This is a genomic window from Halopseudomonas phragmitis, assembly GCF_002056295.1.
GTDB classification, from domain to species: Bacteria; Pseudomonadota; Gammaproteobacteria; order Pseudomonadales; family Pseudomonadaceae; genus Halopseudomonas; species Halopseudomonas phragmitis.
The window spans coordinates 2,682,979-2,697,594 of sequence record NZ_CP020100.1 but is presented as its reverse complement, the minus strand read 5'-3'; the positions used below and the strand labels follow the sequence as shown (position 1 = coordinate 2,697,594).

The following is a 14,616-nucleotide window of genomic DNA, read 5'->3' as shown; positions in this document are numbered from 1 at the left end:
CTGAACTGTTGATGGTTTACCAGCTGTCGTAGGGGATGCCGTGGGCTTCGATATACGCACGGCTAGCTTCGCTTGGGGGATAGTACTCGCCAGCCGATGTCCCGCCATAAGGCCCCTACTGACCAGGCCTGTTCCCCACAGGGCTACAGGCCAGGCAGCTCAGGACAACATCAGCGCTGCAACAAGGCAGCGGACGGCATATAGCGATTGAGGGTGGGGTTATCCAGGCTTTGGCTGTCAGCCACCTGCCACAGCCGCCGTTCGATACCCTGGGCAATCAGGTGGGCCACCGCCGACTCGATGGCCGACAGCACGCAGAGTTGGGCAGGCTCATTGCTGGTATAGCCTGCCTCGGCTTCCAGCAATTTCTCGAACTCAACGAACTTGAACACCCCGGCGCTGCGGGCTATCGAGTAGATGGTCTTGGTGGTCATGACATTAGCCAGGACCTGACCGGTGCGTACATCCACCGCCCGCAGGTTGACCGTTACCTGATCGACCCGATATTCCTGCGACAGCCCGATGCCGAGATACCGCGCCCCGACTCCGCCGGTACGCACATTGGTGTCGTAGGCGGTTACGCCACCCTCAAGCAGCAGGTTGGCTGCGTGCAGGGATGGCAGGTCGTCAATAATATTGACCGGGGTATCGGGCTTGTTCTGCGAGGCACGAATGATCTTGCGCTCGGTCAGAATATTCTGCAGCCCTTCACGCTCAAGCACCATGAACCAGCCACTGGCCTGCAAAGCGTCGACCAGCATGCTCGCGGCACCCTGGGTGACGCTGGTGGAAAAGGAGCTGGCCGGGGTCGGCTTGTACTGTCCGGTCTGATCGCGGAAGCCATAAACCGCTACCATCAGCCGGCCACGCGGCCGGGGCAGCTCGAGCAGGTCATAGTAAGTGGATGCCCGCGGGGTCAGGGTCGGGCTTTCGACTTCCTGATTGGCCGGCATCGGTTCTCGCACGGCGCAGCCGCTTGCCACTGCTGCCACAATCAATACTGCCGCTAGCTTGTTCATGGCTGTTGTCCTTTTCATCTCGGCGTCTCAGGGATTGGTCAGGCCGTTAACGATGATTTCCGACACCTCACCGGTCTGCCGGTCGGTGATCAAGATACTCAGTTGCCCGGAGTCATCGATGATGTTGATGATGAAAGCGTCGGTAGTCAGGCTGCCGGTGTTGCCGGCCTGAATGTCGCTCAACAACTGCGACAGCAGGCGCGACTCGAGCTGGCTGGTAAAGCGCTGCAGCGCGGTCAGGCTACTGGGTGATGTGCGGCTCAGGCTCGAGGATCTGTGACGATTCTGTGCCTGGGCATTGTTGAGCATCCAGGTCCCGTTCAGCGGATTGCCGCCGAACGCCGGATTGACCGGGGTATAGACCAGTTCGGTAGCCGACAGCCCGCTGCTCAGGCAGGCTCCGGCAAACAGCATCATGTAGCGTTTCATAGCTCGTCCCTCTCCATGTCGAAGGTGTCGTACAGCAGGCTTTCCAGGTCTTCGCGTAGTAGTAGTTCCAGCACACTGTCAGCCGCGTCGTGGGCCACCAACTGCAGTTGGGCGGTGTTCGGCGCCAGCATTCGGTGATAGAGCACCCGGCCATCGCGCTCGACCCAGATCAGGCTGCCCCAGCGGGCTGACGGCCGTTCACGTATCACCAGATTGAACTCCAGTTCACCGCCATCACGGATGCGCTCGGCAAAATAGCGGTAGAACTGATGACCGATATGGGAAATGCTCTGATCGATGATGAAGCCACCGATATGCTCTTCCAGCGCCTGACTGGCCGGCAGCGGAGCCAGGCCAAGCAGCACCGCCAGGCCCAGACGCTTAAGCAGTGCACGAGTCATGGCTGCCTCCCGCTGTTGCTGCGCGGCACATTGGGCTGCCCAGCCTGTGCCGCAAAGGCGTTCTCGGCGACGAAATGCCAGTCCGAGTAGTGCTGCATACCGGTGAAGCCCTGCCATTGGGGAACAAACCCCGCCCGCTTGAACGGCTGGGTCTGGGAACGGCTGTAGACTCCGGCGATGCCGCCGTCGACACTGCGAATCAGTCCCCAGTCGGCCTTGCCGCTTATGGGGTCTGGATACAACCGGCGCAGGTGCCGACGTGGTTGCGGGTGGCGGTTGTCTTCCAACAACTCGGCCAGTTCCCGGGGATACACCGCCACCCCTGGCGAGCTGTAGTAGTAACTGCGCAAGGCACGGGCATACTGGGTGCCGGTCCAGAGCAGATCCTGCTCCTTGGCCCGCTGACTGGTGACCGACCAGAGCTGTCCGGTACCCGCCAGAGCAGCACCCAGCAGGGTCACCAGAAACAGTGTCCCCAGGTAGCTGAAGCCCCGTTGGGCTTTACCAGTGTGCATACCAGCTCCCGTCCCGGGCCTGACCGGTCGCGGCACTGTGAATATCGGCTACCCGCCCGACCACGCCATCAGGCGGCGGCACCTCGATCCAGGTCACCCGGCTGCCGGTGAAGGGGTCTTCGGGCAACTGGCGCAGGTAACGTTGTTCAACCAGCGCTTCGATCGATTCGGGGTAGCGCCCGGTGTCGCCGTAGTACTGATCCAGCATGTCGCGCATCACCGCCAGACTCTGCTTGAGGGTGGTTTCCTTCGACTCCTCCAGGCTGTTGAAGTAGCGCGGCGTGGCGATGCTCAGCAGGGTCGCGACTATGACCATTACCACCAGCAGTTCGATCAGGGTAAAACCGCTTTGAGTTTTCATGCTCACCACTCCCGGTAGGCGATGCCGTTGAGGCCGACCCCGCGTGCCAGCGAGTAGACGTCGAACACGTCATCACCTTCACGCGGATCCTCAACGGAACTGGTTGAGGCACGCAGCCCCCAGTGGCGCTGAACATCAAGTTCCGCCGCGAAGGGGTCACGGGGAATGCGGCGCAGGAAATAGAACGCCTCGCCACGGGCGCTACGCTTGTCACGCACGCCCTCGACCAGCACCGTCAGATTGGGCGGATAGCCCGAGCTGCCGGCCGGTTTGTCGATATAGCCAGCATCGGCGTAGAGCTTGTAGCGGTCGATCGCATCGCGCATTTCATACAGTGCCCGCTTGAGTTCACGTTCCTTGTCGCGGCGTACCAGGGTCTCAGCCAGCGGTGCGGCCATCCCGGCCAGCAGGGCCAGAATCGCCAAGGTCACCACCAGCTCGATCAGGGTAAAGCCTGAGCCGCGACGCCTGTTCATGGTGCCTCACCTCCCGGGTCCTGAATCATCCCGAGGCCGTCAAGGCCACCCTCACCCAATTGGACCGGCCGGCTGCGCATGAAGCTTTCAGTACCCATCGGGAACTCCATGTCGACCGGGCTCTGGTATGGCAGGTTGCGCACTACCCTGGGCGTGATCGACAACACCAGTTCGGACTTTCCGGTGGTGTCGCGGTTGCTGCCGAACAGCCGGCCGACGGTCGGGATATCGCCCAGCCCCGGGATCTTGTTGCCGGCAGCGCTGTGATCATTGCGCACCAGGCCAGCCAGCAACTGGGTTTCACCGTTATTCAGGCTCAGGGTGGTGGTGGCGTTGCGGGTATCGACCTGAACCGGAATGGTGCCCTGGCGGGTGGCCTCCAGCGGCGTGGCGTTGCTCACTTCCAGGGAAATCCGGATGGCGACCACATCGTTGAGGTACACAGTCGGCTGAACTTCCAGTTTCAGGCCGACATCGAGGTAGGTGATGCTTTCAGTGATCACCGGCCCCTGGGTCGAGGGCACCGACGTAGCGCTGATAATCGGCACCCGCTGGCCGATATGAATCCGTGCCTGCTCCCGGTTGCGCACCCGGATCACCGGACTAGCCAGAGTGTTGATATCGTTGTCTTGGGCATTGATCCGCAGTTGCGGCGACGGGCTGATGCTGATCCGCCCGGAGTTGATCCCGCGCAACTGGTTGAGGATGGTGACAGCACTGCCGTCGGAGTTGACCACCCCGAAGGTATTGGGCCACTGCAACCCCAGGTCGAGAATCCGCTGGCGCGAGACCTCCATAACCTCGACTTCCAGCACCACTTCAGGGTCGGCCTGATCCTGCAACTGCAGCAGTTTCTCGGCCATCCGCACGGCATCCTGGGTATCACGCATGGTCAGGGTGTTGAGCCGCTCATCGACATGGACGTCGCGGGTCTTGAGCATGTTCTTGATCAGGTTCAGTGCCGAGTTGGCATCGATATGGGTCAGGTAAAAAGTCCGCAGCACCAGCTCCTGATACTCCTTGAGTTTCTGCGGCGAATCGGGATAGATCAGGATGGTATTGTCGTTCACCACTTTCTGGTGCAACTGGTTCTGCTGCAGCAACAATTCAACTGCTTCGGCAATAGTGACCTCGCGCACGAACAGGGTGGCCTTGAGGTCCTGGCGGATATCCTTATCGAAGATGAAGTTCAGGCCCGAGGTCTGGGCCAGCACTTCGAAAATCACCTTCAGGTCGGCATCCCGAAACTCCAGGGTCACCGGACGCCCCAATCGGGTCAGCAATTGCTGGCTGATCGGCTGTTCACGAACCCTGAGTTGCTCGATCGAGCGCATCAGCGCCTGGCCTTCCGGGCTTTGACTGTCGATTGCCAGCATCGCCCTGCCCTGGCGTTCGGCATTGAGCAGATCACCGCGGCGCAGCGCCGTCAGACCCTGGCGATGATAATCCGCCAGATGGGCCTGGCGCTCGAGTTGACGCAGCCCTTCATGGGCTCTGGCATTGTCAGGCTCAATCGCCAGCACCCGATCAAGCAGTGCCCGGGTCATGGCCGGGTCTCGCATCAGCCTGGCCTGTTCAGCCTGGGTCAGCAACAGAGTAACCACCCGGCTGCGCTGGGTGGTCAGGGCGATTTGCAGGTGAGTATTGCGTGGCGACTGGCGCGCAGCTTCCTCCAGTTGCGCCAGACCGGCTTCATAGTTGCCCTCGTCGATCAGGGCAATCGCCTCGCGCTGAGGACTGACACTGGCGCAGGCACTCAATACAAGCAACAGCAGCAGGATATACGGCATCCGCAGGCTCATAACCGGCTCCCTACAGTCAACGACTGGCTCAGGTCCATGGGTAGGTACAGCAGTTGCAACTGATCACCAACCAGCCCTTCGACCCGGTACAGACCGTCGATCACATCGCCGGGGCTGACCACGTAGAGAGTGTCGTCACGCAGGAGAAAGACTTTGAGCTGGCCGTCATCAACCATCCGGCCGATAAACCGATACGGCATCGGTGGCGCGGCCATCTGGACCGGCGCAGCGACTTGCGGGCGCACTACCGGCGCGGCAACCGGGGCCGGGGCCACATACCAGCTACGGCTGGCGAACAGGTCACGCAGCGGCACCTGACTCAGGTCCGGCTGGCCGCTCTGCTGGTTCTCTGGTGACAAGACCGGCAAGGCGAAGTCAGCCAGGGCTTCGGCCACATCCCCCGAGGCGCTGCGTTCGAGTTCAGGCGACGACCGGTCGGTATCATCGAACAGCCACTCGGGGATCAAGGCAATCACCAGCGCCACACCGAAGAACCCGGACCAGAACAGCATGCGTTTGCGGCTCATGATGGCTACCTCGCAAGATACAAGGTCATGCGGATACGCCCATCTAACTGGCTGTCGTTGACCTGGCGGCGTTGCAAGTCAACGTCCTCCAGTGCCAGAGCGGGAATATCAGCGAGGATGGCATGAATGAAGCGGCGAATCTGCGGATAACTGCCACGCACCGGCAGCATGATCTGATAGCGGGCCAGGCGACTGCCGGGCTCGCTGGCCAGAGCGTATTCACCACTGGCCAGGGCAATGCTCTGGTGTCCGGCCAGGTCATAGATACGCTGGATCACCAGAGCGGCATCCTGCTGGCCCGGCAAGGCCAGGTGGAAGCGCTCCAGCTCCTGGGCGCCGTTGTCGGTCACTGGCGCCACCACCAGAGCGTCATGCTGACTCGGCAACACCACCCGGCTGCCGGGTAGCACCAGCGGCAGCATCAACAACAACGCCAGCAGTAGCAACAGCGCACCACACAAACCGGGCCAGCCGATGCGTTGAAACTGTTCGAGCACTATCAGTCTAGAGTACAGCATCGTCGTCGAGCCTCCAGGTAAGCAGCAGGCTGAAACGCACGGGGCGGCCGGGGTTGCGCTCAAGCACTTCGTGGTTGAGCAGGTAGACATCGCTAAGCGCCTCACCCTCTTCCAGACGCCGGTGGAAGGCCAGCATAGCCTCCAGATCACGGGCTTCGGCCTGGATCCGCAGTTGCCCCTTGCGCGCGTCGGTAGCCAGACCGAGCAGGCCGATGTCCTCCATCGGCAGAGTTTCCAGGGTCACGAACAGGCGCTCCCAGGGGCGGTTCATCTGCGCCGAGACCCGGCGCATTTCATTCAGCATCTGGGCTTGCAGGCGCATTTGTGCCGGACTGCGCACCAGCTCGGTACTGGTCGAGGACGGCGCGCGCGGCAGCATCGCCGGCTGCTCATCGCGCCAGGTGTAGAACGACAGGCTGATCAGGCAGGCCAGCCCGCCAACGCCCAGTGTCATCCAGCTTTGCCAGCCCGGCTTGCGGGTCTGGTTGAATTCAAGAGTCAGCGATCGCATGTCAGCAGCCCACCCGCGCCATGTCGGTCAGAGGGTCAACGCTGTCAGCCGGGCTGCCCAGTTGCAGCCGCTGGCAGTGCAGTTCTTCAGGTAATGCCAGATCATCAAGGGTTTGCCCGGGAGCATGCAGGAAGGCCTGGCGCTTGCTGCCAGCTGCCAGCCCCAGCAGGGTGCTTTGCCGCACCACCAGATCGGCCAGCGCCTCGCGGCGTTCGGCGCACCCCTGGGAGTACACCCCAACCCAGGCACCATTACTGACCTGCAGCAGACTGCCACGCCCTGGCTCAGCCAGGATGAACAGGAAATCGTCCGGCTCCAGACGGTTACGAAAGCGGTTGAAAGCCACCGCCAGATAGGGTTGTACCGAGCCCAACTGATTACCGCTCTGGCTCACCAGTTCACACCAGGATTTCAACAGCTCGTCCGGCAGCGCGGCCGACAGCCGAGGCTTGCCAGCCGACTCGCTGGACAGCGAGAAACGCCAGTTGCGCACATGTTCGCCATAGATCAGTTCGTAACGCAGGCGAACATAAGCGGCCAGTTCAGCCGGGCTGTGGATGTCATCGCTCCAGGGCACCAGCGCGTAACGCACGTAATGGCTGGCCAACAGCAGGCGCAAGCAGGTGCCACGCCGCACCTGTTCAAGCAACTGCGCCATGGCCTGCAGTAAGCCAGCCTCGTCACCCAGGTTGAAATCAACCCGCGCCAGGCATTGAGCCCGCCCCTGACTGGCACGGAACAATCCGGCTTCCGATCCGGTCAGCACTATGGTCCTTTGATCAGGCAGCAAAGGTGACACGGTTGATCTCCTCCAGCGAGGTGCGACCACAGGCAACCAGCTGCAAGGCGCTTTGGCGCAGCAACTGCAAACCGTGGACACTGGCATATTGGCGAATACGGCTGATGGGCTGACGTTCAACGATCATCTGCCGCAACTCATCGTCCAGACGCAGCAGTTCGGCAATGGCGGTACGCCCGCGATAACCGGTACCACGACAATGGTGGCAGCCCTTGCCTTGGGTAAAGCGATAATGCTCGCGCTGCTCCAGGCCAATTCCCGAGCGCAGCAGTTCAGCATCGTCCGGGCTGGCCGCAACCCGGCAGTGCGGGCAGACCAGCCGTACCAGCCGCTGCGCCAGCACCGCGTTGAGCGCGGCAACCAAGTTGTAGGGGTCAACCTCCATCTGGGCCAGCCGGCCAATCACGTCGAACACGTTGTTGGCATGCAGGGTGGTGAATACCAGGTGACCTGTCAGAGCCGATTGCACCGCGATCTGGGCAGTTTCGGCATCGCGAATCTCACCAACCATGATCTTGTCCGGGTCATGGCGCAGGATCGAGCGCAACCCCCGGGCAAAGGTCAGGCCCTTTTTCTCGTTGACCGGAATCTGCAGAACGCCGGGCAACTGGTACTCGACCGGATCTTCAATGGTGATGATCTTGTCCAGGCCGTGGTTGATCTCGCTGATCATGGCGTACAGGGTGGTGGTCTTGCCGCTACCAGTCGGACCGGTAACCAGCACCATGCCGTAGGGGTCAGTCGCCAGTTCGCGCATCTGCCGCATGACCTCGGGTTCAAAACCCAGGGCATCAAGACAGACGCCTTGCATGCGGTCGGCCAGATCCTGCTTATCGAGCACCCGCAGCACCGCGTCTTCGCCGAAAATGCTGGGCATGATCGAGACCCGGAAATCGATCTGCCGACCCTTGATACTGACCTTGAAGCGGCCGTCCTGCGGTACCCGACGCTCGCTGATATCCAGCTCGGCCATGATCTTGATCCGCGAGATCACCTGCTCTGCCAGCTCATTGCCGGCGACGCTGCTGATGTTGTTGAGCACTCCGTCGATTCGGTACTTGATACTCAGCCCACCAGGGCTCATACCCAGATGAATATCACTGGCATGGGCCTTGAGGGCATCATAGAGGGTGGCATTGACCAGCTTGACCACCACACTGGCGTCTTCGCTGATCCGCGCCAGCGACAGTTGCTCGGCATCCTGCTCGACTTCCAGACTACCGCCCTGCCCCTGCATCCCGGCCACGGCGTGAAACCCCTCCTCGTGGGTCGCAAGAAAGGCGTTCAGGCAGTCGAGATGCACCAGGTAGAGGGTTCCACCGTCGACCAACTGATCGAGCCGGGCCAGACGAACATCGTCGAAGGGATCGGCCAGCACTCCAGCCAGTTGGCCGTCCAGCTCGATCAGTGCGCATTCGTGTTTGAGCATCCCGGCCAGAGACAGCCGGTCGAAATCGGGAGTGGCCTGAAACAATTGCTCGCGTTCGAGCACCGGGTAGCGCAGCAAACTGCCAAGGGCTTGAACGAAGGCGTCGGCAGGCAGGCCGCTATGCCGCTCCAGCGCGCTGATAAGCCGTTGCCCCTGACTGGCCGCTTCCTGGCTGGCCTGCTGCATCAACTCGGCCGTCAACCAAGCTGGCGGGTGTGCCTCCACCAGTGCCGAAGTACCCATGAGCCGTCCTCCCCAATGCCACAGTCAACATGTGCCTGTAGCTGAAGACGGTGACCCTGCCCTGGAAACTCAGGCTTTGCCGGCCTTGCTCCCTGGGGCATCCGGCTTTGGCGGGGATTGGTCATCATCTTCGGGGCGTTTGCCACCGTGACGCCGATCGGCCAGAAGCCAGGTACCGTCATACAGCCGCATTGGGAACGTCTCTGTGCCGCTATCCTGTCGTCGCCGTTCGACCGGCACTTGACCGTTGCCGTCGGACCGGGCCTCGACGCTCAGCATCTTGGCCACCAGGCTGCGCAGCTCACCCAGGGGAAAGGGCTTAAACATGATATGGGTAATGCCCCGTTTCCCCGCCTCCTCGCAGACTTCGTTGGTCGGGTGACCGGTGATCAGAACACACTGGCCGTGCCAGGTGTTCTGTACCGCATCCAACACATCGAAGCCGACCATGTCAGGCAGTCGATAATCCAGAATGATCAGATCCGGGGGAAACTTGCCGGCCAAATCGATGGCGCGTGCACCATCGGTAGCCAGCATGGCCTTGCATGGAAGCTTTTCCATGAAAGCCTTGAGGTTCTCCGCCAGGACCGGCTCATCCTCGACTATCAAGATTCTGTATGACAAGGCGAACTCCATTCAGAGTGTGCTACTGACAACTACAGCAGGAGTACGCTCCCACTTGGGGTCTCGCATACTTCATGCCAGTTTTGGCGTCCTGCCGGGAGGCCCGAGCTGTCTGGGTAGTGCAGCTTTGAGGCTGAAAACCCGGTGCCAGAGGGAGCGTTTTCCCCGGGGAATCGGCTCGCTCAGCACCCAGTTATGGGGGGCATATTTGCAGTCTAGCGCTGTTCCGGGGGAATGTAATAGCCGGTGTGATGCAGTTCACGATTTTCAAGATCCAATCGTACGATATGCGCCCCGGCCCCCACCCGACGCCCGCCACTGAAGCCCACCCTTGGGGACATCCCGGTAGGATGATCATACAGCTCCTCCAGCGCACGTATCAGCGCCTCGCGGCTGAGCTGGCGGCCAGCCCGACGCAACCCCTCTTCGAGTATCGCCAGCGCCACACTGGCCGAGACCCTGCGATTCAGATAACCGTTGCCAAGTATTGCCCGCTGGCGGGCCAGCCGCTCACGAAAAGCCGGAGTCCAGTCATCGGGTAAAAACGGATAGGCAACGAATACCCGGGCGGAAAAGGCCATCGGTAGCTCGAACAGTTCAGCCTGAGCCTGTTCGCCCGCCAACAGCAGATAAGGCGGCGGGCTATGCGACGCCAGCAGGCTGACCTGCGATGAAGACAATCCGCTACCCAGTAAAAACAGCGCTGACAGTCCATCACCCAACACCAGCGGTGCCTCGGCGCCCTGAATAGCTGGTGCTGGCCAGCCCCGCTGCACCAGCCAGCGGCTCAGCGACTCGGCCTGGGCCTGATGGGCCGGCTCCGGCCCAACCAGAATCAGCGCCGCCCCCCTGGCGGACAGCGCCTGTTCGGCGAACAGCCCCAGGGCTTTCATCTGATCCTGAATACCGGCCAGCGGCTCGAACGTCCATGCGCTACCCGGTCCCGGATCATTACGCAGCAAGGTGCCAACCAGCGGCACTCCGGCCTGGCGCAACTGCTCCTGCTGCGCGGCGCTGCTGGTCTGCACAGCGACCAGGGCGAAGACTTCATGCTGATCCAGCAGCTCATCCAGCACCGCCTGCTCATCCCGCTCGGCACTGTCAACCACCACCAGCGTCAGCCGCCTGCCATGGATGCCGCCATCCAGATTGATTTGGGCAATCGCTTCACGCAGGCTCAGACTGACGGCCTGACCGCCATCGGCCTGCGCTCCGCTCAAGGGCTGCCAGGTACCCAGCACCAGGCTCTGATCGCTGATACCGGGGTCGAAGTCTTCTTCGATCCGCTGCAGATAGGCGATCAGATCACGCACCTGACGTTGGCTCAGGCTGTAGCGTGGCATCGCTGGCGACAGCCTGTTGCCCCCGGGGTCAACGCCTTCGCGTATCGCCCTGGCCAGGCTGGCTTCGGTATAAGGCGGATGTTGACGGGCGCCGGGCAAGCGTTCGCCATAGGGTTTGCTCAGCCGCGCCCAGGTGATATCCGGCGGGTTGAGCCCGCCTTCGGCCCGTCCCCGACCATCGCGACCATGACAGCCAGCACAGGGCAACAGGCTGGCATCGACCACGGTGTCAGCCGCTTCCAGTCGAGCCTGCACCGGGCTATCGGTATTGGCCTGGCCATAACGGTACAGCTGCTGCCCGGCCTTTTCGTTGTCGCTCAGGCCCCAGGCCAGTGCCGGCAACAGTGCCAGGCTCAGCAGTGTGCAGAGTCGAGCGCACATGGACGCGCGGCAGCCGGTGGTTGATGTAACAGTAGAAGACGTTCAGCGATTGCTGTGACCGGCGCATCCGGGCGGATCTTGCTCCAGCGCTTGTTGGCCACATCCCCGGCGATCAGCAGGGTCGAGTGGTTCTCCACCGAGCCGGTGAACTGACCTAACCGGCCCAGTAGCCGGGCCATATCGGCCGGATCACCGGTCACGAAATGCCAGTTGGCGTCTTCGACACCGTGTTTTTTCGCATAGACCTTCAGATCTTCTGGCGTATCGTTCTGTGGATCACTGCTTAGCGAAATGAAGTCGATACCCTCGGCCCGCTCGCCCAGTTGCCGGCGAACCTGCTTGAGCTTGCTGGTGATCACCGGGCAGGCATCCTCGCAGCGGGTGAAGATCACATTGAGCAGCACCACCCGGTTTTCCAGCAGATCACTGTAGAACCGCCGCTCCTGACCGTGCTGATCGATCAGCACGGTATCGGTGAAATAACTGCGGGCATCGGGAATCATGCCAGGGCTCAGCACCTCGGGCTGACTCTCCAGCTCGGCATCGTGCCCATGCCCAGGGTGAGCCGCCAGCGGCAGGCTCAGCAGCAACAGGCTCACGAGCAATAATGATCTCATGGCTGGCTCTCCCAACGACCAACCGGCAGCACCGCCAGTTTGGCCTCTGGTTCTCGCTGCAGGCGTTTGACGCCAGCAACGATCTGCAGCGGATCGGCAAACCCATAGAAACGCAGCCAGTGGCCCTTGAACCCAACCATGATGACCGGCTGATGCTCCTCGACGTTGGTGCTGTAGACCCGGAAACCACGCAGCACCGCCTCGATATCGTCCGGCGCGCCAGTCACCCAGTTCCAGTGTTCACCGGCCTCATACCGGCTGGCCATCTCGGCCATGCGTTGGGGGGTATCACGCAGCGGGTCAACGGTAATCGACAGCAGCCGAGCATCGATGCCATCGCTGGCAAGGCGGTCACGGACCTTGGCCATGATCGCCGAAATGACCGGGCACACCGTGGTGCAGGTGGTGTAAACAAAGCCGACTACCACCGGCTCATCGCCCAGCAGATCGTCAGGCAAGCGCCGCTCCCGCTGATGCTGGTCGATCAGCGGCCGATCCACCAGCCGCACGCCCTGAGCTGTTTCCTCACTGCTGGCTGGCGGTTGGTGATGATGCTCCGAGTGCGCCAGGCTCAGGCTGGCATAACCGAGCAGGCCGAGCGCGCACAGCAGTCTCAACGGATATCCGAGTTTCATATCGACCTCCAGACGGTCAATCACCATTCAGCAATTTGCGCACACTGGCGTAAGGCAGATCCCCCCAAGTCAGGCCCAGGGATTCCGATGCCAGATGCAGGTAATAGGCACCGGGCTGTTCCAGGCTAAGGGTCGCCTCGTAGAGGCCGTCTCCCAGTTCCCGAACCGGCTGCTCCCTGCTACGTGAGGCCGGGGCCAGGAAGTAGCGCAGACGCAGATCGTCCACCCCACTCCAGGGCTCCTGGCTGTCACCGCGCCATAGCCGGAAACGTACCGGCTGGTTGGGTTCGCCGCGCACCACGCCGGTCTCCAGCAGGTATTCGACCCGAGGGCTCATGCGTCGCGAGGCCAGTTCCGGGTCGGCGGCAACCTGAAAGCTGAAGCACTGGGTCATGTCCGGCTGCGCCAGCACCATGGCCAGATCCAGTTCACCAGCCGATGGCACACGCACACGGCCCTGATAAACCCCCGGTTCAACCTCCTGAAGGGTCCGGTCGACGACTCGCACCGCCCGTGAGGTGTGGCCTCGATTGATATAGGCCGACGACGGCGCGTTCATACCTTCCATGTAGAAATAGATGCTGTTGTCCACCGGGTTGACCACGAACACCGCATTGTCATCCACCGCCAACCCCATCCCGGATGCCAGCGGCAGGTTGCCGGCCAGACCCGGAGCCGGGACACCGGCTTCGAAGTCCTGAAATACCGGAGTACGGCCCGTCCCGAGCGAGCCCAGGGCGATCATGCTGACCCGGTTCGATCCGAGCGTGCGGACATAGGCGTAGGTCTTGCTGAACGTCAGTTGATAGGGTTCACCGCTGATTTGCAACTCGTGAATAAGCCTGTCGCTGGCAGTATCCAGTACCAATACCCGGTCTTCACGGGGGTTGAGTACCAAGGCATGGCGACCATCCGGGCTGAGCTGCAACGGCCCCAATCCTGGCTGGCTGAGAATCTCGGCGCGGGGCTTGAGACTGCGGGCGTCGAACACGCTGACCCGCCCGCTGGCACCATCGACCACATAGAGCGCACCAGACAGTTCAGCATACGCCAGCGCCAACAACTGGCCACCAGGCTTGAGTTCGGCCAGTTGCTTGAGTGTAGCGGTGTCAAATACGCTGACCGTGCCGGAGTCGCGGTTGCTGACGAAGGCTCGGGTTGAATCGCTGGTGAAGGCAATCTCGTGATGTCCGGCCCCTGTCGCCACCTGAAGTACCGGCTCCAGCGTTACGGTATCAAGCACGGTGACGCCGCTCAGCGCGGGATCACTGGCATTGTTGCCGACCCATAGGTAGCGCTCGTCGGGTTGCAACGCTACCCGCACGGGTTGCGCCCCGGCCGGTACACTGGCCAGTACGTTGAAACTTTCGGTATCGATCACCGCAACTTCATCGGCGCTGGGCATTGACACATACAGGCGTTTTTGCCGGCGGCTCTCGACCCAGTCCATGGGTGAGCGCTTGAGCACTATCCGGGCCAGGGTACTGGTCAGCCCGCCCAGCGAGACCGAGGGGTCAATCACACTGATACTCGGATCCTGATTGAGTACCAACATGTAGTAGCTGTTCAGATCCACCACCGGCCGTACGCCCAGGGTGCCCTTGAGGTAATGGGCAATCCGCTGACGGCAGGCCATGGCCGGGTCGTCCGACCCGGCGCCATGCAACACCTGCTGATCAATCCAGGCACCCGGTGCCAGACCGACCAGCGGCTGGCCACTGCCGGCATCGCGCAGATGGATCCGGAAGTCGGCAAACACGCCTTCAGTCAGGACCGCAGCAGTGCCGGATGAAACTACTTCCAGGGTTATATCCACACCATCGCGCTGGGCCTGCCCCAGCACCTGACCTCGTAGTTCTGGGGCTGGAGCCGGCAGCAGCGCCGGCTCCTCGTCACTTTGCGTCAGCCAGCCCAGTGTCCCGGCCAGCCCCGCCACAACCACCACCGCTACTGCATACCCTAGCCTGCTCATCACGGCACCTCATT

General features: G+C 61.8%; 17 protein-coding genes. All 17 read right to left on the bottom strand.

Annotated elements, in window-relative coordinates:
• Positions 1-170: 170 nt before the first annotated feature.
• On the bottom strand, positions 171-1,019 hold the full coding sequence (locus BVH74_RS12500) for a CsgG/HfaB family protein (RefSeq protein WP_080050388.1): 849 nt from the start codon (positions 1,017-1,019) through the stop codon (positions 171-173).
• Between the two features lie 27 nt (positions 1,020-1,046).
• Positions 1,047-1,448 (bottom strand): curli assembly protein CsgF, encoded by a 402-nt coding sequence (locus BVH74_RS12495; protein WP_080050387.1) that lies wholly within the window; start codon positions 1,446-1,448, stop codon positions 1,047-1,049.
• Positions 1,445-1,849 (bottom strand): CsgE family curli-type amyloid fiber assembly protein, encoded by a 405-nt coding sequence (locus tag BVH74_RS12490; protein WP_080050386.1) that lies wholly within the window; start codon positions 1,847-1,849, stop codon positions 1,445-1,447. The genes BVH74_RS12495 and BVH74_RS12490 overlap by 4 nt, the downstream gene beginning before the upstream one ends.
• Positions 1,846-2,364 carry a type II secretion system protein gene (locus BVH74_RS12485; protein ID WP_080050385.1) on the bottom strand — a complete coding sequence of 173 codons (519 nt, stop codon included), beginning with the start codon at positions 2,362-2,364 and terminating at the stop codon, positions 1,846-1,848. The genes BVH74_RS12490 and BVH74_RS12485 overlap by 4 nt, the downstream gene beginning before the upstream one ends.
• Positions 2,351-2,725: a type II secretion system protein gene (locus tag BVH74_RS12480; protein ID WP_080050384.1), complete on the bottom strand. Its 375-nt coding sequence runs from the start codon at positions 2,723-2,725 to the stop codon at positions 2,351-2,353. Before BVH74_RS12480 ends, BVH74_RS12485 begins: the two co-directional genes overlap by 14 nt.
• A gap of 2 nt (positions 2,726-2,727) precedes the next feature.
• On the bottom strand, positions 2,728-3,201 hold the full coding sequence (locus tag BVH74_RS12475; RefSeq protein ID WP_080050383.1) for a type II secretion system protein: 474 nt from the start codon (positions 3,199-3,201) through the stop codon (positions 2,728-2,730).
• Positions 3,198-5,003 (bottom strand): secretin GspD/PilQ domain-containing protein, encoded by a 1,806-nt coding sequence (locus BVH74_RS12470; protein ID WP_155121721.1) that lies wholly within the window; start codon positions 5,001-5,003, stop codon positions 3,198-3,200. Before BVH74_RS12470 ends, BVH74_RS12475 begins: the two co-directional genes overlap by 4 nt.
• Positions 5,000-5,530 carry a hypothetical protein gene (locus BVH74_RS12465; RefSeq protein ID WP_155121720.1) on the bottom strand — a complete coding sequence of 177 codons (531 nt, stop codon included), beginning with the start codon at positions 5,528-5,530 and terminating at the stop codon, positions 5,000-5,002. Before BVH74_RS12465 ends, BVH74_RS12470 begins: the two co-directional genes overlap by 4 nt.
• A 5-nt stretch (positions 5,531-5,535) precedes the next feature.
• On the bottom strand, positions 5,536-6,048 hold the full coding sequence (locus BVH74_RS12460; protein WP_080050381.1) for a GspMb/PilO family protein: 513 nt from the start codon (positions 6,046-6,048) through the stop codon (positions 5,536-5,538).
• Positions 6,035-6,559 carry a hypothetical protein gene (locus BVH74_RS12455; protein ID WP_080050380.1) on the bottom strand — a complete coding sequence of 175 codons (525 nt, stop codon included), beginning with the start codon at positions 6,557-6,559 and terminating at the stop codon, positions 6,035-6,037. The genes BVH74_RS12460 and BVH74_RS12455 overlap by 14 nt, the downstream gene beginning before the upstream one ends.
• A 1-nt stretch (position 6,560) precedes the next feature.
• Positions 6,561-7,358 carry a hypothetical protein gene (locus tag BVH74_RS12450; protein ID WP_131038197.1) on the bottom strand — a complete coding sequence of 266 codons (798 nt, stop codon included), beginning with the start codon at positions 7,356-7,358 and terminating at the stop codon, positions 6,561-6,563.
• A complete protein-coding gene (locus BVH74_RS12445) occupies positions 7,339-9,030 on the bottom strand; it encodes a GspE/PulE family protein (protein WP_231705512.1) in 1,692 nt (563 codons plus the stop codon). Before BVH74_RS12445 ends, BVH74_RS12450 begins: the two co-directional genes overlap by 20 nt.
• A 69-nt stretch (positions 9,031-9,099) precedes the next feature.
• Entirely contained in the window at positions 9,100-9,654 is a 555-nt protein-coding gene (locus BVH74_RS12440) for a response regulator (RefSeq protein WP_119700595.1), read from the bottom strand.
• 215 nt (positions 9,655-9,869) lie between these two features.
• A complete protein-coding gene (locus BVH74_RS12435) occupies positions 9,870-11,378 on the bottom strand; it encodes a cytochrome c/ABC transporter substrate-binding protein (protein WP_080050377.1) in 1,509 nt (502 codons plus the stop codon).
• Complete coding sequence (locus BVH74_RS12430) at positions 11,351-11,995, bottom strand: SCO family protein (protein ID WP_080050376.1); 645 nt, start codon at positions 11,993-11,995, stop codon at positions 11,351-11,353. The genes BVH74_RS12435 and BVH74_RS12430 overlap by 28 nt, the downstream gene beginning before the upstream one ends.
• Positions 11,992-12,630 (bottom strand): SCO family protein, encoded by a 639-nt coding sequence (locus tag BVH74_RS12425; protein WP_165443744.1) that lies wholly within the window; start codon positions 12,628-12,630, stop codon positions 11,992-11,994. The genes BVH74_RS12430 and BVH74_RS12425 overlap by 4 nt, the downstream gene beginning before the upstream one ends.
• A 16-nt stretch (positions 12,631-12,646) precedes the next feature.
• Positions 12,647-14,602, bottom strand: coding sequence for a YncE family protein (locus tag BVH74_RS12420; RefSeq protein WP_080050374.1), 1,956 nt, complete (start codon positions 14,600-14,602; stop codon positions 12,647-12,649).
• Between the last annotated feature and the right edge of the window lie 14 nt (positions 14,603-14,616).

Bases quoted from the DNA above. Each gene is read 5' to 3' on its own strand.
- BVH74_RS12490 (WP_080050386.1), bottom strand. From the start codon at position 1,849: ATGACTCGTGCACTGCTTAAGCGTCTGGGCCTGGCGGTGCTGCTTGGC.
- BVH74_RS12465 (WP_155121720.1), bottom strand. From the start codon at position 5,530: ATGAGCCGCAAACGCATGCTGTTCTGGTCCGGGTTCTTCGGTGTGGCG.
- BVH74_RS12495 (WP_080050387.1), bottom strand. From the start codon at position 1,448: ATGAAACGCTACATGATGCTGTTTGCCGGAGCCTGCCTGAGCAGCGGG.
- BVH74_RS12430 (WP_080050376.1), bottom strand. From the start codon at position 11,995: ATGAGATCATTATTGCTCGTGAGCCTGTTGCTGCTGAGCCTGCCGCTG.
- BVH74_RS12475 (WP_080050383.1), bottom strand. From the start codon at position 3,201: ATGAACAGGCGTCGCGGCTCAGGCTTTACCCTGATCGAGCTGGTGGTG.
- BVH74_RS12470 (WP_155121721.1), bottom strand. From the start codon at position 5,003: ATGAGCCTGCGGATGCCGTATATCCTGCTGCTGTTGCTTGTATTGAGT.
- BVH74_RS12435 (WP_080050377.1), bottom strand. From the start codon at position 11,378: ATGTGCGCTCGACTCTGCACACTGCTGAGCCTGGCACTGTTGCCGGCA.
- BVH74_RS12485 (WP_080050385.1), bottom strand. From the start codon at position 2,364: ATGCACACTGGTAAAGCCCAACGGGGCTTCAGCTACCTGGGGACACTG.
- BVH74_RS12480 (WP_080050384.1), bottom strand. From the start codon at position 2,725: ATGAAAACTCAAAGCGGTTTTACCCTGATCGAACTGCTGGTGGTAATG.
- BVH74_RS12460 (WP_080050381.1), bottom strand. From the start codon at position 6,048: ATGCTGTACTCTAGACTGATAGTGCTCGAACAGTTTCAACGCATCGGC.
- BVH74_RS12500 (WP_080050388.1), bottom strand. From the start codon at position 1,019: ATGAACAAGCTAGCGGCAGTATTGATTGTGGCAGCAGTGGCAAGCGGC.
- BVH74_RS12455 (WP_080050380.1), bottom strand. From the start codon at position 6,559: ATGCGATCGCTGACTCTTGAATTCAACCAGACCCGCAAGCCGGGCTGG.
- BVH74_RS12445 (WP_231705512.1), bottom strand. From the start codon at position 9,030: ATGGGTACTTCGGCACTGGTGGAGGCACACCCGCCAGCTTGGTTGACG.
- BVH74_RS12420 (WP_080050374.1), bottom strand. From the start codon at position 14,602: ATGAGCAGGCTAGGGTATGCAGTAGCGGTGGTGGTTGTGGCGGGGCTG.
- BVH74_RS12425 (WP_165443744.1), bottom strand. From the start codon at position 12,630: ATGAAACTCGGATATCCGTTGAGACTGCTGTGCGCGCTCGGCCTGCTC.